Annotated in this window: 15 protein-coding genes; 14 read left to right on the top strand and 1 reads right to left on the bottom strand. The window is 64.0% G+C overall.

Translation table 11 applies throughout. The features are described 5' to 3' along the window. Nucleotides 1–151 precede the first annotated feature (151 nt). Together AAFG13_RS08920 and AAFG13_RS08915 are read left to right on the top strand one after the other, a co-directional pair. A complete protein-coding gene (locus tag AAFG13_RS08920) occupies nucleotides 152–916 on the top strand; it encodes an FCD domain-containing protein (RefSeq protein ID WP_212309677.1) in 765 nt (254 codons plus the stop codon). 53 nt (nucleotides 917–969) lie between these two features. Then, nucleotides 970–2,583 (top strand): acyl-CoA synthetase, encoded by a 1,614-nt coding sequence (locus AAFG13_RS08915; RefSeq protein WP_342711775.1) that lies wholly within the window; start codon nucleotides 970–972, stop codon nucleotides 2,581–2,583. Nucleotides 2,584–2,588: 5 nt separating this feature from the next. Here the strand turns inward: AAFG13_RS08915 and AAFG13_RS08910 are convergent, their stop codons facing one another. Next, nucleotides 2,589–3,386 carry a DUF3313 domain-containing protein gene (locus tag AAFG13_RS08910; protein WP_342711774.1) on the bottom strand — a complete coding sequence of 266 codons (798 nt, stop codon included), beginning with the start codon at nucleotides 3,384–3,386 and terminating at the stop codon, nucleotides 2,589–2,591. A gap of 313 nt (nucleotides 3,387–3,699) precedes the next feature. Between AAFG13_RS08910 and AAFG13_RS08905 the strand changes: the two genes are divergently transcribed. The 12 genes from AAFG13_RS08905 to AAFG13_RS08850 all read left to right on the top strand — a co-directional run bounded on the left by AAFG13_RS08905 (nucleotide 3,700) and on the right by AAFG13_RS08850 (nucleotide 21,920). Continuing rightward, nucleotides 3,700–4,443 (top strand): response regulator transcription factor, encoded by a 744-nt coding sequence (locus AAFG13_RS08905; RefSeq protein ID WP_342711773.1) that lies wholly within the window; start codon nucleotides 3,700–3,702, stop codon nucleotides 4,441–4,443. Nucleotides 4,444–4,490: 47 nt separating this feature from the next. Then, the gene (locus AAFG13_RS08900) at nucleotides 4,491–5,777 is read left to right on the top strand and encodes an ATP-binding protein (protein ID WP_342711772.1); all 1,287 of its coding nucleotides are present in this window, start codon (nucleotides 4,491–4,493) and stop codon (nucleotides 5,775–5,777) included. A 327-nt stretch (nucleotides 5,778–6,104) separates the two neighbouring features. Beyond that, nucleotides 6,105–6,296 (top strand): preprotein translocase subunit SecE, encoded by a 192-nt coding sequence (secE, locus tag AAFG13_RS08895; protein WP_044538526.1) that lies wholly within the window; start codon nucleotides 6,105–6,107, stop codon nucleotides 6,294–6,296. Nucleotides 6,297–6,316: 20 nt separating this feature from the next. Beyond that, nucleotides 6,317–6,850, top strand: coding sequence for a transcription termination/antitermination protein NusG (nusG, locus tag AAFG13_RS08890; RefSeq protein ID WP_044538613.1), 534 nt, complete (start codon nucleotides 6,317–6,319; stop codon nucleotides 6,848–6,850). Nucleotides 6,851–6,980: 130 nt separating this feature from the next. Continuing rightward, nucleotides 6,981–7,409, top strand: coding sequence for a 50S ribosomal protein L11 (gene rplK, locus AAFG13_RS08885; RefSeq protein WP_066499365.1), 429 nt, complete (start codon nucleotides 6,981–6,983; stop codon nucleotides 7,407–7,409). Between the two features lie 6 nt (nucleotides 7,410–7,415). After that, nucleotides 7,416–8,108, top strand: coding sequence for a 50S ribosomal protein L1 (gene rplA / locus AAFG13_RS08880; RefSeq protein ID WP_029081784.1), 693 nt, complete (start codon nucleotides 7,416–7,418; stop codon nucleotides 8,106–8,108). A 197-nt stretch (nucleotides 8,109–8,305) separates the two neighbouring features. After that, nucleotides 8,306–9,307 carry a 2-hydroxyacid dehydrogenase gene (locus tag AAFG13_RS08875; protein ID WP_342711771.1) on the top strand — a complete coding sequence of 334 codons (1,002 nt, stop codon included), beginning with the start codon at nucleotides 8,306–8,308 and terminating at the stop codon, nucleotides 9,305–9,307. A gap of 531 nt (nucleotides 9,308–9,838) precedes the next feature. Then, nucleotides 9,839–10,357, top strand: coding sequence for a 50S ribosomal protein L10 (gene rplJ, locus AAFG13_RS08870; RefSeq protein ID WP_092115003.1), 519 nt, complete (start codon nucleotides 9,839–9,841; stop codon nucleotides 10,355–10,357). Nucleotides 10,358–10,411: 54 nt separating this feature from the next. After that, nucleotides 10,412–10,789 carry a 50S ribosomal protein L7/L12 gene (rplL, locus tag AAFG13_RS08865; protein WP_092115002.1) on the top strand — a complete coding sequence of 126 codons (378 nt, stop codon included), beginning with the start codon at nucleotides 10,412–10,414 and terminating at the stop codon, nucleotides 10,787–10,789. Nucleotides 10,790–11,229: 440 nt separating this feature from the next. Beyond that, nucleotides 11,230–15,348, top strand: a complete 4,119-nt coding sequence (rpoB, locus tag AAFG13_RS08860) for a DNA-directed RNA polymerase subunit beta (RefSeq protein WP_097675067.1) — start codon at nucleotides 11,230–11,232, stop codon at nucleotides 15,346–15,348. Between the two features lie 127 nt (nucleotides 15,349–15,475). Further along, nucleotides 15,476–19,678 carry a DNA-directed RNA polymerase subunit beta' gene (gene rpoC, locus AAFG13_RS08855; RefSeq protein ID WP_092115000.1) on the top strand — a complete coding sequence of 1,401 codons (4,203 nt, stop codon included), beginning with the start codon at nucleotides 15,476–15,478 and terminating at the stop codon, nucleotides 19,676–19,678. Between the two features lie 181 nt (nucleotides 19,679–19,859). Next, nucleotides 19,860–21,920 (top strand): FAD-dependent oxidoreductase, encoded by a 2,061-nt coding sequence (locus AAFG13_RS08850; protein WP_342711770.1) that lies wholly within the window; start codon nucleotides 19,860–19,862, stop codon nucleotides 21,918–21,920. The last annotated feature ends 67 nt before the right edge of the window (nucleotides 21,921–21,987 follow it).

Genomic DNA, 21,987 nt, shown 5'->3' with positions numbered 1-21,987 from the left:
CTTATCGGCTTGTCCGACAAAGCTAGATTTGCCCGGTTCCGGTGTCAATTCATGCCGATCAGGTGCGACAATCCGGCCCAGAATTGCCTATTTGACGCTCCAAAGGCCTTCGCTTATCCTTTGTCCGACAAACGACAATGGGGAGCCCGAGGTGTCCGCCACGCCGCTGTTCCGGCGCATCGATGTCGCGCCGGCCTACCAGAAGGTCGCGGACGCGATCGAACGCGAGATCATCAACGGCCGGATCAAGCCGGGCGAGCCGATCGGCACCGAGCAGCAGCTCGTCGCGCAGTTCGGCGTCAACCGCTCGACCGTGCGCGAAGGCATTCGTGTGCTCGAGGAGGGCGGGCTGATCCGCCGCGATTCCAGCCGCCGCCTGCAGGCCTGCCTGCCGCGCTACAACAAGCTCGCCACGCGGCTGTCCCGCGCGCTGATCCTGCACGAGGTGACGTTCCGCGAATTGTTCGAGACGTCGATGACGCTGGAAGTCGCGAGCGTCGAGGGCGCGGTGGAGCGTGCGACCGAGGCGAACATCGCCGAACTCGCCGGCAATCTCGAGCGCAGCGCTGCGGTGGCCGGCAATCCCGCCGATCTCGCCGAGCTCGATGCGGAATTCCACGTGCTGATGGCCAAGGCCTCGCAGAACCGCGTGCTGCAGCTCGCCCGCGAGCCCGCCGCGCAGCTGTTCTTTCCGACCACCGAGATGATCGTCGGCGGCGTGCCGGAGGGCGGCGCGCGCCTGGTCGAGGCGCATCGCCACATCCTCGATGCGATCACGCGGCGCGACAAGGAGGCCGGCGTGCTGTGGACCCGGCGGCATTTGCAGGACTGGCGGCGCGGCTTTGAGAAGATCGCCTCGCTCGATCGCTCGGTCGAGCACACCTACATGGAACATGCCTACGCCGCCCGGCAATAGCGACGGCGCGGCGAAAACAACACAACGACAAAAAGCACATTCGGGAGGGACAAATGAGCGGAGACATCGCAGCAACCATCCAGCGCGCCCGCGAGCACAGCATCGGCGATCTGTTGCGCCGGTCGGCCAAGCGCTACCCCAACAAGACCGCGCTGATCTGCGGCGAGGTGAGCTGGAGCTTCGCGGAGATGGACGCGATCTGCAATCGGCTCGGGCGCGGCTTGCTTGCGCTTGGCATTGCGAAGGGCGATCGTGTTGCAGTGCTGTCGCGCAACTCGCATGGTTTCGCCGCGCTGCGCTTCGCGGTGGCGCGGATCGGCGCGATCCTGGTGCCGATCAACTTCATGCTCAATCCCGACGAGATCAATTTCATCCTCGCCAATTCCGGCGCGAAGCTGCTCGCGGTCGGCCCCGATTTCGTGGAGACCGCGCACACCGCGGCCGCCAAGGGCTCGGCGGTCGAAACCCTGATCTGGCTGCCCGGCGAGGATCCGGCCACCGCGCCCGACGGCATCACGACGTTCGACAGCCTGCTGCACAGCGACGCCTCGGCGCCGGAGGCCTCGGTCGACAGCCGCGATCCCGCGCAGATCATCTACACCAGCGGCACGGAGTCGCTGCCGAAGGGCGCGATCCTGACCCATGAAGCCGTGATGTGGCAGTATGTCAGCTGCATCATCGACGGTGGCATGGCGACCGAAGACACCGTGCTGCACGCGCTGCCACTTTATCACTGCGCACAGCTCGACGTCTTCCTGGGGCCCGCGATCTATCTCGGCGCCACCAGCCTCATTACCGGCAAGCCGGTGCCCGACAACGTCCTGGCGCTGATCGCGGCCCACAAGATCAATGCGTTCTTCGCGCCGCCGACGATCTGGATCGCGATGCTGCGCTCGGGCGCGTTCGATCGCACCGATCTGTCGACCCTGCGCAAGGGCTATTACGGCGCCTCGATCATGCCGGTCGAGGTGCTGCTCGAATTGCAGCGCCGGCTGCCCGACGTGAAGTTCTGGAATTTCTACGGCCAGACCGAAATCGCGCCGCTCGCGACCGTGCTGGCGCCGGCGGACCAGCTGCCGAAGGCCGGCTCGGCCGGCAAGCCCGCGATCAATGTCGAGACGCGGGTGGTCAAGCCGGACATGACCGACGTCGGGGTCGGGGAGGTCGGTGAGATCGTGCATCGCTCGCCGCATCTGTTGTCCGGCTACTACAACGATCCGGTAAAGACGGCGGCAGCGTTTGCCGGCGGCTGGTTTCATTCCGGCGATCTCGCGACCGTCGATGCCGACGGCTACATCACCGTCGTCGACCGCGTGAAGGACATGATCAAGAGCGGCGGCGAGAATGTCGCGAGCCGCGAGGTCGAGGAGATGATCTACCGGCTGCCCGGGGTGTCGGAGGTCGCGGTGGTCGGGCTGCCTGATCCGCGCTGGATCGAGGCGGTGACCGCGATCGTCGTGGTCAAGGCGGGCGAGAGCCTCGATGCCGAGGCCGTGATCAAGCACTGCGCGGCGTCGATGGCCCATTTCAAGGTGCCGAAGCGGGTCATCTTCGTGGATGCCCTGCCGAAGAACCCGAGCGGCAAGCTGCTCAAACGCGAGTTGCGCCAGCGCTACGTCGGTGGCGCCACGCTGGATCAGGCGGTCCAGAAGAGCTTTGTCGGATAGACCGGCTATTGGCCAGTCGTCGCAGGCGCCTTGTCCGACCACTCCGGCGGCAAGCCAAGCTTGCCGGCGGCCATGCCGATCAGGCCGGGGTTGCGGCCGAACGCCTCGCAGGCCGCGTATTTCGGCTTGCCGCCGAGCGAGGCGCCGATCTTGTCGAGTGACGGCAGCTGCGGCGGCTTGCCGAACGGTGTCGCGCCGGTGACGACCAGCTTGCTGAAATCGTCGCTGAAGGAGGACGCAAGATCGTAGGCGTCAGCTGCGCTCGAAGCCCGCGGCGTGTTGGTGAATGAATTTGCGCCGCGCGCCCAGACCATCGCCGCTTGCTGATGGCTGGCCGCATCGCGCACCTCGGCTTCAACGGTCAGGCTGCCGAGACCGACCGGCAATCGCGGTATCGGGACGGGCACGTTGGCGCTGAGCGCGGTCGGCAGAAAGCCGATCACCGTGGAGGCGCCCGCGGCGACCTCATCGGTGGGCGCCGCCTGGGTGACGAGCGCGTGCGCGGTCAGATCGGCTGGCTGATCAGGAGCGACGACTTGGAGCCGATCGCTGAGGCCGACGCAGAGCGAACGGTCGATCATGTTGGCGACGAGGTGCCGCTGCTCTTGCGACAGCGTCGGCGAGGCCGACTGCGCGAAGGTCGTCGGCACGATCCGCACCGTCTTCGCGGCGAGCACGTCGTCCTTGTTGACGTGAACCAGCGATTTCGCGAGCAGCCCGTCGGATGGGGTCAGCTTGTCGTAGGATGCCAGCGATCCGCCCGTGGTCATCGGCGCGCTGGCGCAGCCTGACAACAGCGCCATTGCCGCAACTCCGGCAAGCGAGGACGACCGAACATACCGGCGATCGAGCTGCGCCCGGCCCGTGCGCTGCCCATCAGTCGCAGCACCCGGTAGAAACTGGATTCTCATATTGCCCCTCGAACGACCGCTCACCCCGGAAACGATCGCATGTCACGATAGGGCGGGGCCGCCGAGACCGGGATTAAGAGATATTAAGTCAGTTATAGACCGCAAAACCGTGCGACCTATTTGAGCCACATTTGGCCGTGCAGGCTTAACAAAACGCTATATTTGCTCGCTGCGCATCCGAGGCCGATGCCTCTAAAATGCCGTGATGCAAATCCTGGACGATCTCGTGGCTCTCCCCGTCAGCAACGCGCGCATTCTCTGCGTCGAGGACGACGCCGATATCGCGCGCATGCTGGCCGAGGTGCTGCAGGACAACGGCTTCAGAGCGGTGCTGGTCGGTTCGGCCGTCGAGATGGATGCGTTGCTCAAGCGCGAGAGCTTCGATCTCATCGTGCTCGATGTGATGCTGCCGGGCGAGGATGGATTGAGCATCTGCCGGCGCCTGCGGATGTCGTCCACGATCCCCATCATCATGGTGACGGCGCGGGGCGAGGATATCGACCGCATCCTCGGCCTTGAGCTCGGCGCCGACGACTACGTCACCAAGCCGTTCAATTCGCGCGAGCTGGTGGCCCGCATCCGCGCGCTGTTGCGTCGGGTCGAGAGCGGCGCCGCGCCGCGCTCCCGGCCACGTCCTTTGACCTTTGCCGGCTGGCGCATCAATCCGACCACGCGCGAACTGCATGACCCGGCCGGCGTGCGTATCACGCTGACCGGCGCCGAGTTCGATCTGCTGCTGGCGTTCTGCCGCAATCCCGGCCAGGTGCTGTCGCGCGAGCAACTGATCGAGCAGGCCTTTGGCGGTTTGATCGCATCGGTCGAGCGCAGCGTCGACGTCCATATCAGCCGCATCAGGCAGAAGATCGAGCCGGATCCGAAGGACCGCTCGATGATCAAGACGGTGCGGCTCGGCGGCTACTTCTTCACGCCTGCGGTCGAGCAGATATGATGGGGTGGGTGCAGCGGCTGATGCCGCGCAGCATTGCTGCGCAGATCATGAGCCTGGTCGCGCTGTCGGAACTGATCGGCATCACGCTCGCGGCGGCAGGCATCATTTTTTTGTTCGATTCTCCCTCGGTCAACGACACGCAGAAGTTTCTTGCGGGGCGGATCGCGGAGGTCGCACAGCTCCTGCGCTCCACGACGACGCCAACCGAAGCGGATGGGCTGCTGGCCGCAGCGAGGCGCGGCGGTCTCGATGTAAGGCGCGTCGCGTTGAGCGAACTCGTGCCTCGGACGATCGGAGAGACGCGGCCGTCCATGCGGGCGTTTCGGCAACTGGCGGCCGAGCCTGGAATTGAGTTGCTGGAGGAATTGCGTCATCCGGCAGGCTCGGCGTCACAGGTGATCGTGAAGCTCGACGACGGCCACGCGCTGATGGCCGACGTCGCGACCACCGGCCGCTTTTGGTCCTTTGTGCTCCGTCCGGCGGCCGCGATGGCGACTATCGTGTTGATCTCGATGCTGTTGCTGTCGGTCTATGCGGTGCGTTGGGTAATCGCACCGCTGGCCGAAGTCGCGCGCGCCGCGACGTCGTTCGGCCGCTCGCCGCGGGCTCCCGAGGTGCTGCACCGGCGCGGTCCGCTTGAAATCGCCCAGGTTGCCGACGCGTTGAACGATATGCGCACCCGTATCGCTGCGCTGCTCGACGACCGCACGCGGATGCTGGCCGCCATCAGTCATGACCTGCGGACGCCGCTGACGCGGCTCAGGTTGCGCTCCGAGCGGGTACGCGAAGATGCACTGCGCACGGCGATGCTAGCTGATATCGCCAAGATGACGCGCATGATCAACGAGACGCTGGAGTATCTTCGCGACGATGCGCGCTCGGAGGCGCTGTCGTGCATCGACCTGCCGAGCTTTCTGCAGACGATCTGCTCGGACTTTGCCGACACGGGCCACGCGGTGTCCTATTCCGGGCCGGCGCGACTGCCCTATGTCTGCCGGCCCCGTGCGCTGTCGCGGGCCGTCACCAATGTCGTGGAGAACGCTGTCAAGCACGGCAGCTTGGTCGTGGTGACGCTCCGCCTTACGGAGGCCGACCACGTCGAGATCGAGGTGGCCGACGATGGTCCCGGCATCCCGCCGGCGCTGCACGACAGGATGTTCGAGCCCTTCTTCAAGGCTGACAACGCACGACAGGAAGGCGGCTTTGGGCTGGGACTGTCGATTGCCCAGCAGGATATTGCCCAACGTCATGGCGGCAGCATCGCACTCAGGCTGCGGGAGCCGAGTGGATTGCTTGTATCGATGCTGCTGCCGCCAAAACCCGCCCTGGCCTAGACGAGCGACGGTTATCTCGGCAGCAAGCGGGGATATCGCCGGGCGCCGGCTAAGCCCTTGATTTGAGAGGCCCCGCTCCAATCTGCCCGAGTGGGGCCCCGGGTGGGGCGCACCCTGCCGACCTTGACCTTTGGCCGGTCTCGCAGTAGATACCCGGCACTCGCAGCCGGCCCGCTTTGATCGCGGATATCCGGCGCGGCCTAATTCCCCGAACATTCGAGCTCGTTTATCGGCTCAACCTTCCAAACGAGGGCTGGGTCCGCAAGGTCGGCTGTTCGGATTCCTTGAAACGTTGCAAATCGTCCGGAGACGGACGCGGATCTCACGATGGCTTTCAGCCCGTTCAAATTCCTGCAGGAAGTGCGCTCGGAGACCAACAAGGTCACCTGGCCGACGCGCCGCGAGACGACCATCACCACCATCATGGTGTTCGTGATGGTGGCGCTGGCCTCGATCTTCTTCTTCGCCGCGGACCAGGTCATCCGCTACCTCATCACCCTGGTATTGGGCATCCACTGATGAGCATGGGAACTCAATTGATGGACAAGCGCTGGTACATCGTTCACGCCTATTCGAACTTCGAGAAGAAGGTCGCGGAATCGATCCGCGAGCAGGCCAAGCAGCGCGGGCTGGAAGAGCTGTTCGAGCAGGTGCTGGTGCCGACCGAGAAGGTCACCGAGGTGCGCCGCGGCCGCAAGATCGACGCCGAGCGCAAGTTCTTCCCGGGCTATGTGCTGGTGAAGATGAAGCTGACCGACGAGGCGTTCCATCTGATCAAGAACACCCCGAAGGTGACCGGCTTCCTGGGCGCTGAAAACAAGCCGATGCCGATCTCGGAATCGGAGGCGATGCGGATCCTGCACCAGGTGCAGGAGGGCGTGGAGCGTCCGAAGGCGTCGGTGTCGTTCGAAATCGGCGAGAACGTGCGCGTGGCCGACGGCCCGTTCGCCTCGTTCTCCGGCGTGGTGGAAGAAATCGACGAGGCGCGCTCGCGCGTGAAGGTCGCGGTGTCAATCTTTGGCCGCGCGACCCCCGTGGAACTGGAATTCGGTCAGGTCGAAAAGGTGGTCTGACCGGACGGCGTGGGGTATATGCCCCGCGTCAAGTGAGAGGCCGTGGGAGGGAGGAGGCGGTCGCCAGCCCCTTCAACCGAACCACGGAACCTGAAACCGCCGGCACCGTCCGGCACAACAGGAGTGATAGATGGCAAAGAAAGTGACCGGATACCTGAAGCTTCAGGTCCCGGCCGGTGCGGCGAATCCTTCGCCCCCGATCGGCCCCGCGCTTGGTCAGCGCGGTCTCAACATCATGGAGTTCTGCAAGGCGTTCAACGCGCAGACCCAGAAGGAAGAGAAGAATACCCCAATCCCGGTGGTGATCACGATCTACGCCGATCGTTCGTTCACCTTCGAGATGAAGACGCCCCCGATGTCGTTCTTCCTCAAGCAGGCTGCCAAGATCCAGTCCGGCTCGAAGGCGCCGGGCCGCGACAAGGCCGGCCAGGTGACCAAGGCGCAGGTGCGCGAGATCGCCGAAAAGAAGATGAAGGACTTGAATTGCGACACCATCGAATCGGCCATGAAGATGGTCGAGGGCTCTGCCCGTTCGATGGGTCTGGAAGTTGCGGGGTAACGGGCCATGGCAATCGGAAAGCGTTTGAAGAAGGCCCGCGAGGGTGTCGATCGCGAGAAGCTCTACCCGCTCGCGGACGCCATCAAGATGGTCAAGGAGCGCGCCAAGTCGAAGTTCGACGAGACGATCGAGATCGCGATCAATCTCGGCGTCGACCCGCGCCACGCCGACCAGATGGTCCGCGGCGTCGTCAACCTGCCGAACGGAACCGGCCGCACGCTGCGCGTCGGCGTGTTCGCGCGCGGCGCCAAGGCTGAGGAAGCCAAGGCCGCCGGTGCCGACGTCGTCGGTGCCGAAGACCTGGTCGAGAAGGTGCAGGGCGGTGCGATCGACTTCGATCGTTGTATCGCTACTCCCGACATGATGCCGCTGGTCGGCCGCCTCGGTAAGGTGCTCGGTCCGCGCGGCATGATGCCGAACCCGAAGATCGGCACCGTGACCATGGACGTCACCAACGCCGTGAAGGGCGCCAAGGGCGGCTCGGTTGAGTTCCGCGTCGAGAAGGCCGGCATCGTGCAGGCCGGCATCGGCAAGGCCTCGTTCTCCGAGGACAAGCTGGTCGAGAACGTCAAGGCGCTCGCGGATGCGGTCTCCAAGGCGAAGCCGGCGGGCTCCAAGGGCACCTACATCCAGCGCGTGGCGGTTTCCTCCACCATGGGCCCGGGCGTGAAGGTCGAGCCAGGCACGATTCTCGGCTGAGGTCTCTGGCCGTGACGAGATAGACAGGGCGGGATCGGGCAACCGGTTCCGCCCTTTGTTTTGCCGGTGCGCTTTCGCGCGAAGTGGCCACCGGCTCGCGTGAAGAAGACCCGCCAAGACGAGAATCCAAAGCCTCGTCCCGATTCAATCGGAACGCAAAAGGCTCCAGGTGAAGCCTCTCGCAGGAAACAACAACAATGCCCGATAAGGTCCTGGTCTATTCGCGCTTTCCGAGAAACGAACTGGTGCGCTTCGGCGAGCGCTACGAGCTGCTGAATGCCGCGGGCAAGCGGCCGACCGAGATGTTTTCGGCGGCGGAGCTTGGCGAGATCCGGGCGATGATCACATCGGGTGGGACGACACTTGGCGGAGAGGCGATGGACCTGCTGCCGAAGCTTGGCGCGATCATCTGCTACGGCACCGGCTATGAGGGGATCGATCTTGCCGCCGCCGCCAAGCGCGGAATTGCGGTCGGTCACAGCCCGGGCGCCAACGCCTCATCCGTTGCCGACATCGCGGTGACGCTGATGCTGGCGGCTACGCGCCGCCTGCCGGTCGCCGACAACTATGTCCGCAGCGGCGACTGGATCGCCGCCAAGCCATCGCCGATGATGCGGCCGCAGGCAGGCATGCGCGGCCGCAAGGTCGGCGTGTATGGTCTCGGCGAGATCGGCCGCAAGATCGCGGCGCGGGTCGCGGCGTTCGAGACCGAGGTCGGTTATTTCAGCCGGTCACGGCAGGACGTGCCGTATCAGCACTTTCCGAGCCTCGAGGCGCTCGCCGACTGGTGCAGTGTGCTGATGATCGCGGTTCGCGCCGGCGCGGACACGGTTCACGCCGTCAATGCCGACATCCTGCGCCGGCTCGGCAACAGCGGGATCGTGGTCAATATCTCGCGCGGCTCCGTCATCGACCAGAAGGCGCTGGTCGCGGCGCTGACCGATGGCGCAATCGCCGGCGCCGGCCTCGACGTGTTCGCCAAGGAGCCGCACGCGCCGGACGAACTGACGGCGCTGCCGAACGTCGTGCTGTCGCCGCATATCGGCGGCCACACCCTGGAATCGCACGTAGCGATGCAGGACTGCGTGCTCGCCAATCTCGAGGCGTTCTTCGCCGGCAAGCCGCTGCCGTATGAAGTAGGGGCGGCTGAGCGGCTGCCGGTTCCGGCCTCGGAACCGGTTCCCCGGCCGCAAATGTGAAACTGGTCTGAAATTTGCTCTTGGCAAGTAGCGCGGGACCGGTTACATAGCGGCTTCCGGGCGTGCTGGCACTTGCTGGCATGTCCGTGCTCGCATTCCGAAAACCTGAGATGATAGGAGATCATTCCTTTCCGCATGCCCGCAAGGATGCTCGAAAGGAAGGAAGCCCGTCGCCTCCAACGGAATGAGAGCAGGGCGTTCGGCCCCGGCCGATAGCCCGATCCTGTCCGAGACTGCAGGCGCCCGCGAGAACTTCGTGTTTTCAACGGCTTAATCGCATGGCCTGCATAGACGGGTGAAGACCGGATTTTGTGCTCCACGTCGCGGCCTGTTCGCGGCTGGGAGGCTGGTTTGGTTCGAACCTCGACAGCCCATGGCCGCAAGGCTCTGGGAGGGCAGGCTTCTAGATGTCGTCTTGCCCGGCATGTCCGAAGGGTCTTGCGCCCAACGGATCAGGTTTAGGGCGGGACGATGGGTGCAACCCGGCGGTCCTGCCTTCGCGGAAAGGCCGCCAACCGGAAAGAGCTTGCTGTGGAACGAGCGGCAAAAAAAGAGGCGGTCGGACAGCTCAACGAGGCCTTCAAGGCCACGAGCGTTGCGATCGTCGCTCACTATTCCGGCCTCACCGTGGCCCAGATGCAGAAGCTGCGCATGCAGATGAAGCAGGCGGGTGCGTCGGTGAAGGTCTCGAAGAACCGTCTCGCCAAAATTGCTCTTGAAGGCACTGACGTCGCTGCCATCGGTTCCCTGCTGAAGGGGCCGACTGTGATCGCTACTTCGAACGATCCGGTCGCGGCGCCAAAGGTTGCCGTCGAATTCGCCAAGGCGAACGAAAAGTTCGTCATCCTTGGCGGCTCGATGGGTAAAACCGTCCTGAATGTCGACAGCGTGAAGGCGCTTGCCTCACTGCCGTCGCTCGACGAACTGCGCGGCAAGATCGTGGGCCTCATCGTGGCGCCGGCGACCAAGCTCGCTCAGCTGTCGAACGCGCCTGCGGCCAAGCTCGCACGCGTCATTCAGGCTCATGCCTCAAAGAGCGAAGCGGCCTGACCCTTCGCTAATCTCAAAACCTGGTTCGAACCAAACGTTTAAGGAAACAGATCAATGGCTGACTTGCAGAAAATCGTCGACGACCTCTCGAGCCTCACCGTGCTCGAAGCCGCCGAACTCGCCAAGCTCCTCGAAGAAAAGTGGGGCGTCTCGGCCGCTGCCGCCGTCGCGGTTGCCGGCCCGGCTGGTGGCGGCGCTGCCGCTGCTCCGGCTGAAGAGAAGACCGACTTCACCGTCGTGCTGGCTGCCGCCGGCGACAAGAAGATCGAAGTCATCAAGGAAGTCCGCGCCATCACCGGCCTGGGCCTGAAGGAAGCCAAGGACCTCGTCGAAGGCGCTCCGAAGCCCGTCAAGGAAGGCGTCAACAAGGACGAAGCCGAGAAGATCAAGGCCCAGCTCGAGAAGGCTGGCGCCAAGGTCGAGCTCAAGTAATGCGCGATCCGGGAGCGCCGCAGGGCGCTCCCGGGCCTGCAAACGGCGTGCGACAGGTTGTCGCGTGGCGCGTCGGACACAAAAAAGTGTGGGGATCCGTGGACTTAACCCTCGAATCTCCTTTATTGCCATCCCATATCGGGTTGGCAGCAGAAAAACACGGTAGGCGGCGGGGGCGGCAGGGCACCCGGCGGAAGCCGTTGGGAGACAGTCAGATTTCGGGCTTTTTCAGTCCGTAAAGCGGAGCGTTTGGACGAGCGGGTGCAGTGATGCGCCTCGCGCGTCGTTTTGCGTTTTGGAGGCGATGGGGCCAAGCCGGGGATTTAATTCCTGACTTTGCGCTTCGTTCCTTCGGGACGATTCGAAATTCAACCCGGGGGCGATGGCAATCGCGTCCCGGAAGGTTCGCCCCACAAAGGCGACGAAAATGAGAGGCCACGATGGCGCAGCAGACATTCACCGGTCGCAAACGCGTACGCAAGTTTTTCGGTCACATCAAGGAAGTCGCCGAGATGCCGAACCTCATCGAGGTTCAGAAGGCGTCCTACGACCAGTTCCTGATGGTTGACGAGCCGGCCGGCGGTCGCCTCGACGAGGGCCTGCAGGCAGTATTCCGCTCGGTATTTCCGATCTCGGATTTTTCGGGCACCTCGATGCTCGAATTCGTCCGCTACGAGTTCGAACAGCCGAAATATGACGTCGACGAGTGCCGCCAGCGCGGCATGACCTTCGCTGCGCCGCTCAAGGTGACGCTGCGCCTCATCGTGTTCGATATCGACGAGGAAACCGGCGCCAAGTCGGTGAAGGACATCAAGGAGCAGGACGTCTACATGGGCGATATCCCGCTCATGACGATGAACGGCACCTTCGTCGTCAACGGCACCGAGCGCGTCATCGTCTCGCAGATGCACCGTTCGCCCGGCGTGTTCTTCGACCACGACAAGGGCAAGACCCATTCGTCCGGCAAGCTCTTGTTTGCCGCGCGCGTGATTCCGTATCGCGGTTCCTGGCTCGACATCGAGTTCGACGCCAAGGACATCGTGTTCGCGCGCATCGACCGCCGCCGCAAGCTGCCCGTGACCTCGCTGATGTACGCGCTCGGTCTCGACGGCGAGCAGATCCTGTCGACCTTCTACAAGAAGATCACCTACAAGCGGACCAAGGACGGATGGCGCGTGCCGTTCGATGCCAACCGCTTCCGCGGCTACTCGACCATCAACGACCTGATCGACGCCGACACCGGCAAGGTGGTGCTCGAGGCCGGCAAGAAGCTGACCGTGCGCAGTGCGCGCCAGATGCAGGAAAAGGGCCTCAAGGCGCTGCGGATGTCGGACGAGGAACTCGTCGGCAACTATCTCGCCGAGGATCTCGTCAACCCGAAGACCGGTGAGATCTACGCCGAAGCCGGCGAGGAGATCACCGAGAAGTCGCTCAAGGTGCTGAACGAGCAGGGCTACAAGGACCTGCCGCTGCTCGACATCGACCACGTCAATGTCGGTGCCTACATCCGCAACACGCTCTCGGCCGACAAGAACATGACGCGTGAGGACGCGCTGTTCGACATCTACCGCGTGATGCGTCCGGGCGAGCCGCCGACGCTGGATTCGGCGCAGGCGATGTTCCAGTCGCTGTTCTTCGATGCCGAGCGCTACGACCTCTCCGCGGTCGGCCGCGTCAAGATGAACATGCGCCTCGAGCTCGATGCGCCCGACACCCATCGCACGCTGCGCAAGGAAGACATCCTGGCGGTCATCAAGACGCTGGTCGACCTGCGCGACGGCAAGGGCGAGATCGACGACATCGACCACCTCGGCAACCGCCGGGTGCGTTCGGTCGGCGAGCTCATGGAGAACCAGTACCGGATCGGCCTGCTCCGCATGGAGCGCGCCATCAAGGAGCGCATGTCGAGCGTCGATATCGACACCGTGATGCCGCAGGACCTGATCAACGCCAAGCCCGCGGCTGCCGCGGTGCGCGAGTTCTTCGGTTCCTCGCAGCTCTCGCAGTTCATGGACCAGACCAACCCGCTGTCGGAGATCACCCACAAGCGGCGCCTGTCGGCGCTTGGCCCGGGCGGTCTGACCCGCGAGCGTGCCGGCTTCGAAGTCCGCGACGTGCATCCGACGCATTACGGCCGTATCTGCCCGATCGAAACGCCGGAAGGTCCGAACATCGGTCTGATCAACTCGCTGGCGACGTTCGCGCGCGTCAACAAGTACGGCTTCGTCGAGACGCCCTATCGCAAGATCAAGGACGGCCGGGTCACCGACGAGGTGGTCTATCTGTCGGCGATGGAAGAGGGCCGCTACCGCGTCGCGCAGGCCAACGTGCCGCTCGATGCCAAGGGCCGCTTCACCGACGATCTGGTGGTCTGCCGTCATGCCGGCGAAGTGCTGCCGGTGACGCCGGACAAGGTCGACTACATGGACGTGTCGCCGAAGCAGCTGGTTTCGGTCGCCGCGGCGCTGATCCCCTTCCTCGAGAACGACGACGCCAACCGCGCGCTGATGGGCTCGAACATGCAGCGCCAGGCGGTGCCGCTGGTTCGCGCCGAGGCGCCGTTCGTCGGCACCGGCATGGAAGGCGTGGTCGCCCGTGACTCGGGCGCGGCGATTGCCGCGCGTCGCTCGGGCGTGATCGACCAGATCGACGCCACCCGCGTCGTGATCCGCGCCACCGAGGATCTCGATCCGACCAAGTCGGGCGTCGATATCTACCGGCTGATGAAGTACCAGCGCTCCAACCAGTCGACCTGCATCAACCAGCGTCCGCTGGTGAAGGTCGGCGACATCGTCAAGAAGGGCGACATCATCGCTGACGGTCCGTCGACCGATCTCGGCGAGCTCGCGCTCGGCCGCAACGTGCTGGTCGCGTTCATGCCGTGGAACGGCTACAACTTCGAAGACTCGATCCTGCTCTCCGAGCGGATCGTGAAGGACGACGTGTTTACCTCGATTCATATCGAAGAATTCGAGGTGATGGCCCGCGACACCAAGCTCGGTCCTGAGGAAATCACCCGCGACATTCCGAACGTCTCGGAAGAAGCGCTGAAGAACCTCGACGAAGCCGGTATCGTCTACATCGGTGCGGAAGTCCGCGCCGGCGACATCCTGGTCGGCAAGATCACGCCGAAGGGCGAGAGCCCGATGACGCCGGAAGAGAAGCTGCTCCGCGCCATCTTCGGCGAGAAGGCCTCCGACGTCCGCGATACCTCGCTGCGCGTGCCTCCGGGCGTGCAGGGCACCATCGTGGAAGTCCGCGTCTTCAACCGTCACGGCGTCGACAAGGACGAGCGTGCGCTGGCGATCGAACGGGAAGAGATCGAGCGTCTGGCCAAGGACCGCGACGACGAGCAGGCGATTCTGGACCGCAACGTCTACAACCGCCTCGCCGAGCTGCTGGAGAACCGCCAGGGCATCGCCGGCCCGAAGGGCTTCAAGAAGGATACCAAGATCACCCGTGCGGTGCTCGACGAGTATCCGAAGTCGCAGTGGTGGCTGTTCGCCTCGCCGAACGACAAGCTGATGGCCGAGATCGAGGCCATGCGGAAGCAGTACGACGAGTCGAAGAAGGGCCTCGAGCAGCGCTTCCTCGACAAGGTCGAGAAGCTGCAGCGTGGCGACGAGTTGCCGCCCGGCGTGATGAAGATGGTCAAGGTCTTCGTCGCGGTGAAGCGCAAGATCCAGCCCGGCGACAAGATGGCCGGCCGTCACGGCAACAAGGGCGTGGTGTCGAAGATCGTGCCGATCGAGGACATGCCGTTCCTCGAGGACGGAACGCATGCCGACATCGTGCTCAATCCGCTCGGCGTGCCTTCGCGCATGAACGTCGGTCAGATCCTTGAGACCCATCTCGGTTGGGCCTGCGCCGGCCTCGGCAAGCGCATCGGTCAGACCATCGACGCCTACTATCAGAAGCAGGATCTCAAGCCGTTGCGCGAGACCCTGAAGAAGATCTATGGCGAGGATGAAACCATCAAGTCGCTGAACGACAACGAGCTGGTCGAACTCGGCCGCAATCTGAGCCACGGCGTGCCGATCGCAACGCCGGTGTTCGACGGCGCCAAGGAAGCCGACATCGAGGAGATGCTGAAGCTCGCGGGCTTCGACGCCTCCGGCCAGTCGACCGTCTATGACGGCCGCACCGGCGACCAGTTCGATCGCAAGGTGACGATGGGCTACATCTACATGCTCAAGCTGCACCATCTCGTGGACGACAAGATCCACGCGCGTTCGATCGGTCCGTACTCGCTCGTCACCCAGCAGCCGCTGGGCGGCAAGGCGCAGTTCGGCGGCCAGCGCTTCGGCGAAATGGAGGTCTGGGCGCTGGAAGCCTACGGCGCCGCCTACACGCTGCAGGAGATGCTGACCGTGAAGTCGGACGACGTCGCCGGCCGTACCAAGGTGTACGAGGCGATCGTGCGCGGCGACGACACCTTCGAGGCCGGTATTCCGGAATCGTTCAACGTGCTGGTCAAGGAAATGCGCTCGCTCGGCCTCAACGTCGACCTGCACAATTCCAAGGTGGGACCGGCGTCGACGTCGGAAGCGGCCGAGTAACGCGATGATTTACGCCCGGCGCGAAAGCGCCGGGCCTTCGCGCTCCGCTCGGACGTTGAGTGGGGCGCGCGTTGAATAAAAGTTTCGAATTTGCTGCCGGTGACGATCGGCACGCGAGGAGAAGACCATGAATCAAGAGATTATGAATCTTTTCAATCCGACGACGCCGGCTCAGGTCTTCGACCAGATCCGGATTTCGATCGCGTCTCCGGAGAAGATTCTGTCCTGGTCGTACGGCGAGATCAAGAAGCCGGAGACCATCAACTACCGCACCTTCAAGCCGGAGCGTGACGGCCTGTTCTGCGCGCGTATCTTCGGGCCGATCAAGGACTACGAGTGCTTGTGCGGCAAGTACAAGCGGATGAAGTACAAGGGCATCATCTGCGAGAAGTGCTCGGTCGAGGTGACGCTGTCGCGCGTCCGGCGCGAGCGCATGGGCCATATCGAGCTGGCGGCGCCGGTCGCCCACATCTGGTTCCTGAAGTCGCTGCCGTCGCGCATCGGCCTCTTGCTCGACATGACGCTGAAGGATCTCGAGCGGATCCTCTATTTTGAATACTACGTCGTTCTCGAGCCGGGTCTCACCGCGCTGAAGGACCGTCAGTTGCTGTCGGAAGACGAGTATCTGAAGGCGCAGGACGAGTACGGCCAGGACAGCTTCACCGCCATGATCGGCGCCGAGGCGATCCGCGAACTGCTGAAGGGGCTCGAGCTCGAAAAGCTCGAGGCGACGCTGCGTGCCGACATGGCGGAGACCGACTCCGACATCAAGCACAAGAAGCTCGCCAAGCGTCTGAAGATCGTCGAGGCCTTCCGCGTCTCCGGCAACAAGCCGGAATGGATGATCATGACGGTCGTGCCGGTGATTCCGCCGGACCTGCGTCCGCTGGTGCCGCTCGACGGCGGCCGGTTTGCGACCTCGGACCTCAACGACCTGTATCGCCGCGTCATCAACCGCAACAACCGCTTGAAGCGGCTGATGGAGCTGCGTGCGCCTGACATCATCATCCGCAACGAAAAGCGCATGCTGCAGGAGGCCGTCGACGCACTGTTCGACAACGGCCGCCGCGGCCGCGTCATCACCGGCGCCAACAAGCGCCCGCTGAAGTCGCTCGCCGACATGCTGAAGGGCAAGCAGGGCCGGTTCCGTCAGAACCTGCTCGGCAAGCGCGTCGATTATTCGGGCCGTTCGGTGATCGTGGTCGGTCCCGAGCTGCGCCTGCATCAGTGCGGCCTGCCGAAGAAGATGGCGCTCGAGCTGTTCAAGCCGTTCATCTACTCGCGGCTCGACGCCAAGGGCCTGTCCACCACGGTGAAGCAGGCCAAGAAGCTGGTCGAGAAGGAGCGTCCGGAGGTCTGGGATATCCTCGACGAGGTGATCCGCGAGCATCCGGTGCTGCTCAACCGCGCGCCGACGCTGCACAGGTTGGGCATCCAGGCGTTCGAGCCGGTGCTGATCGAAGGCAAGGCGATCCAGCTGCATCCGCTGGTCTGCGCCGCCTTCAACGCCGACTTCGACGGCGACCAGATGGCCGTGCACGTTCCGCTGTCGCTCGAAGCGCAGCTGGAAGCGCGCGTCCTGATGATGTCGACCAACAACATCCTGCATCCGGCGAACGGGCAGCCGATCATCGTGCCGTCGCAGGACATCGTGCTCGGCCTCTACTACGTCTCGATCATGCGCGAAGGCCTGCCCGGCGAGGGCAAGATCTTCGGCGACATGGCCGAGCTCGAGCACGCCCTGCATTCGAAGGTCATCCACCTCCACACCAAGATCAAGTACCGGTGGGAAGGCCTCGACGAGGAAGGCAAGATGTCCAAGCGGTGGATCGAAACCACCGCCGGCCGCGTCATGCTCGGCAACCTGCTGCCGAAGAGCACCAAGATCTCGTACGACATCATCAACAAGCTGATGACCAAGCGCGAGATCTCCGGCGTGATCGACCAGGTCTACCGTCACTGCGGTCAGAAGGAGACGGTGATCTTCTGCGACCGCATCATGGCACTCGGCTTCTACAACGCCTTCAAGGCGGGCATCTCGTTCGGCAAGGACGACATGGTCGTGCCGGCGTCGAAGTGGAAGATCGTGGATCAGACCCGTACGCTGGCGAAGGATTTCGAGCAGCAGTACAATGACGGCCTGATCACCCATGGCGAGAAGTACAACAAGGTCGTCGACGCCTGGTCGAAGGCCGGTGAAGAAGTCGCCAAGGCGATGATGAAGGAGATCTCGTCCACCAAGAAGACGGCGGCGGGCGCGGATGCCGACATCAACTCGATCTACATGATGGCGCACTCCGGTGCGCGTGGTTCGCCGGCCCAGATGCGCCAGCTCGCCGGCATGCGCGGCCTGATGGCCAAGCCGTCGGGCGAGATCATCGAGACGCCGATCATTTCCAACTTCAAGGAAGGTCTGTCGGTGCTCGAGTACTTCAACTCGACCCACGGCGCTCGCAAGGGCCTCGCGGACACCGCGTTGAAGACCGCGAACTCCGGCTACCTGACCCGCCGTCTGGTCGACGTCGCGCAGGACTGCATCATCACGCAGACCGATTGCGGCACCAAACTCGGCATCAAGATGCGCGCCATCGTCGATGCCGGCACGGTCGTTGCCTCGCTCGGCTCGCGCATCCTGGGCCGTACGGCCTGCGATGACGTGCGCGATCCCGCCACCAACGAGGTTGTCGTCAAGCGCGACACGTTGATGGAGGAGACCCATGTCGACGCGATCCAGCAGGCCGGCATCCAGGAAGTGAAGATCCGCTCGGCGCTGACCTGCGAGCTGGTCAACGGCATCTGCGCCAAGTGCTACGGCCGCGATCTGGCCCGTGGCACCCCGGTCAACCACGGTGAGGCCGTCGGCGTCATCGCGGCACAGTCGATCGGTGAACCCGGCACGCAGCTGACGATGCGCACGTTCCACATCGGCGGCGCCGCCCAGCTCAACGAGCAGTCGTTCGTCGAATCGAACTTCGACGGCAAGATCGTGATCAGGAACAAGGCGATCGCCCGCAACAGCGAAGGCAACCTGGTCGCGATGGTGCGCAACATGGTCGTTGCGATCGTCGATGCCGACGGCACCGAGCGTGCAACCCACCGTATTCAGTACGGTTCGAAGATGCACGTCGACGAAGGCGACATGGTCAAGCGCGGCCAGCGCATCGCGGAGTGGGATCCCTATACCCGCCCGGTGCTCACCGAAGTCGAGGGCACGATCGGTTTCGAGGATCTGGTCGAAGGCCAGTCGATCTCGGAAACGCTCGACGAGTCGACCGGTATCGCCAAGCGCGTGGTCATCGACTGGCGCACGACGCGCGGCGGTTCGGACCTGCGTCCGGCCATCGTGGTCAAGGGCAAGGACGGCAAGGTGATGAAGCTCGCGCGTGGCGGCGATGCCCGCTACATGCTGTCGGTCGACGCCATTCTGTCGGTCGACATCGGCGCGAAGGTGATGCCTGGCGACATCCTGGCGCGTATCTCGACCGAGAGCGCCAAGACGCGTGACATCACCGGCGGTCTGCCGCGGGTGGCGGAACTGTTCGAGGCTCGCAAGCCGAAGGATGCGGCGATCATCGCGGAGACCGCGGGAACGATCCGCTTCGGCCGCGACTACAAGAACAAGCGCCGCATCTCGATCGAGCCGATGGACAAGACCGAGGAGCCGCGCGAGTACCTGATCCCGAAGGGCAAGCACATCCACCTTCAGGACGGCGACATCGTCGAAAAGGGCGATTTCATCGTCGAAGGCAATCCGGCGCCGCACGACATCCTGGCGATCAAGGGCATCGAGGAACTCGCTGCCTATCTGGTCAACGAAATCCAGGAGGTCTACCGGTTGCAGGGCGTGCTCATCAACGACAAGCACATCGAGGTGATTGTCCGTCAGATGCTGCAGAAGGTCGAAGTCACCGATCAGGGCGACACCGACATGATCTCGGGCGAGCAGGTGGACAAGATCGAGTTCGACGCGCTCAACACCAAGGCCAAGGAGGAGGGCAAGAAGCCCGCCACGGGGACGCCGGTTCTGCTCGGCATCACCAAGGCGAGCTTGCAGACCCGCTCCTTCTTCTCGGCGGCGTCGTTCCAGGAGACCACGCGCGTGCTCACCGAAGCTGCCGTCAACGGCAAGGTGGACCCGCTCGAAGGCCTCAAGGAGAACGTCATTGTCGGCCGCCTGATCCCGGCCGGCACCGGCGCCTCGATGGCGCGGATTCGCGAAGTCGCGGTCAAGCGCGACAAGCTGATCCTCGACGAGCGCGAGAAGCAGCAGGCGGCGATCGTGCCGACGGCTCCGGAAGCGGAGCCGCTGGCGCTGCCGCCCGCGGAATAGGCATCCGCAAGACTACGGTAGTCAGCGAGAAGGCCGGCGTTCTGCCGGCCTTTTTGTTGCTTTCTTGCCTTGCTGCGGTGCAGGGACGCAGTTTGTTCATCTTCCCTTCAGGCAAAAAAGTGCCTTTGCTAGGGTGACTTAGACCGGCTGTTTGGCTCGTGCCGGAGACGACGGAATCGATATGCTCGACTTGGCGATTGTAGGCGGCGGCCCCGGGGGGCTGATGAGCGCCTGGTATCTGAAGCGCAAACTCGGCGACCTCTGCCGCATCACCATCTTCGAGGCGTCGAACCGTCTCGGGGGCAAGATTGTCACGCGCAAATTCGACACCGCGCCGGCGATGTACGAGGCCGGCGTCGCCGAGATCTACGATTACTCGATGACGGGACCCGACCCGCTGCGCGAGCTGATCCAGCATTTCGGCCTGCAGACGATCCCGATGGATGCCGAGCAGGTGCAGCTCGACGGCGAACTGCTGGCCGACGTTCCCGGCATGCGCCGCAAATACGGCGGCAAGACCGCGGCCGCGATCGAGGCGTTCCGCAAGCGCTGCAGCGAGCTGGTGTCGCCGATCGAGTATTACGAGGGCGTCGGCGCCCACGACAACGAACATCCGTGGGCCTACAAGACCGCTGAGCAGATCCTCGACGAAGAGGTCGAGGACGTGACCGCCAAGCGGTTCTTCAAGGTGATGGCGCGCTCCGACCTCGCGACCGAGAGCCACAACACCAACGGCCTCAATGCGCTGAAGAACTACGTCATGGATGTCGACGGCTACATCGGCCTGTATTCGATCCAGAACGGCAACGAGCAGCTGATCGATTGCCTGCGCTCGGAGGTCAGCGCCGACATCCAGCTCAACCATCGCGTCCTCAAGGTCGGCAAGACCGCAAGCGGCCGCTACCAGCTCAACATGATGAACGGCAAGGGGCCGGAGACGCGCGACTTCGACCTCGTGCTGGTCTGCCTGCCGCATTCCTGGCTCGCAACCATGCGCTGGGACGGCGAGCAGCTGCGCAAGTCGATGGTCAAGCACGTCGCCTATTTCGATCGTCCGGCGCACTATCTGCGCGTCTCGATCCTGTTCGACGAGCCGTTCTGGGGCGAGAAGATCCCGGGCGCCTGGTTCATGTCGGAAGCGTTCGGCGGCTGCTGCGTCTACAATGAGGGCGCGCGCCACGATGTCGGCAAGCACGGCGTGCTGAACTGGCTGATCGCCGGCTCCGACGCGCTCGCCTTCGCCAATCTCAGCGACGAGGAACTGATCGACGCCGCGCTGAAGTCGTTGCCGGCCTCGCTCGGCGATGCGCGTGCGCATTTCCTCGAGGGCAAGACCCATCGCTGGCTGTCGTCGGTCAACGCGCTGCCGGGCGGCCTGCCGGTGCGCGACGTCATGACCAACCACCGCCCCGACCCGAAGCAGCACCCCGGCATCGTGGTGGTCGGCGACTATCTGTTCGATTCGACGCTGAACGGGCTGCTCGATTCCTCCGATGCCGCGACCGACATCATCGTCACCGAGATGATGCGGCTGCGCCGCGCCCGCGCGCAGGACGAAGGCGCGCTGTCCGACAAGATCGACCGCAACTATTTCGAGAATTATCGCGGCGCCGGCCCCTACAGCGAGGTCTGGCGCAACTTCACCGACCCGGCCTATCTGACCGACCTGATCAAGACGGTGTGGGGCAGGGCGAAGGGCTACAAGCTGCTGATCGCCGGCTCCGCCAGCGGCGAGCTGGTCGGCGCGCTGCGCGAGCGCGGCATCGATGCCTGGGGCATCGAGAACAACCGCTTTATCCACGGCAAGACGCCGAAGGCGCTCAAGAAGTACAACAAGCTCGGCTCGATCGCCGACATGCCGTTCAAGGACAATGAGTTCGATTTCGTGTTCGAGACCTCGCTATGCCATCTCGGCGAGAAGCAGGTGGTGCGCGGGGTGCGCGAGCTCAACCGCGTGGTCAAGACCGGCGTCGTGTTCGCGTCGGTGACCTCGGACATGGCGCCGGCGGTGATCGATCGCTACGACCTGCTGCGCGGCGTGAAGAAGCTCGGCACCTGGTGGGAATGGTCGGAATTGTTCTTCGGCAACGGCTTCGACCTGTCGATGCACCGCCGCGACTGCACCGATGCGCTGTGGACGTTGACGCTTGCCGCCAACAAGGGGCCGGGCCAGTGGTACGCCGACTCCGACAGCCTGCGCTATTCCTTCTTCGACAAGGTCGAGGCGGATCACGACGACTAGCGGCAGCGACTGACGGCACCGGCTAGCGGTCTTGCGCAAGGCGAGCGGCCCCGCGTCAACCAACGTC

The sequence above is a fragment of the Bradyrhizobium sp. B124 genome, from assembly GCF_038967635.1.
Classification (GTDB): Bacteria; Pseudomonadota; Alphaproteobacteria; order Rhizobiales; family Xanthobacteraceae; genus Bradyrhizobium.
The sequence above is the reverse complement of the archived record's forward strand: the minus strand, read 5'-3'. Positions and strand labels throughout refer to the sequence as shown.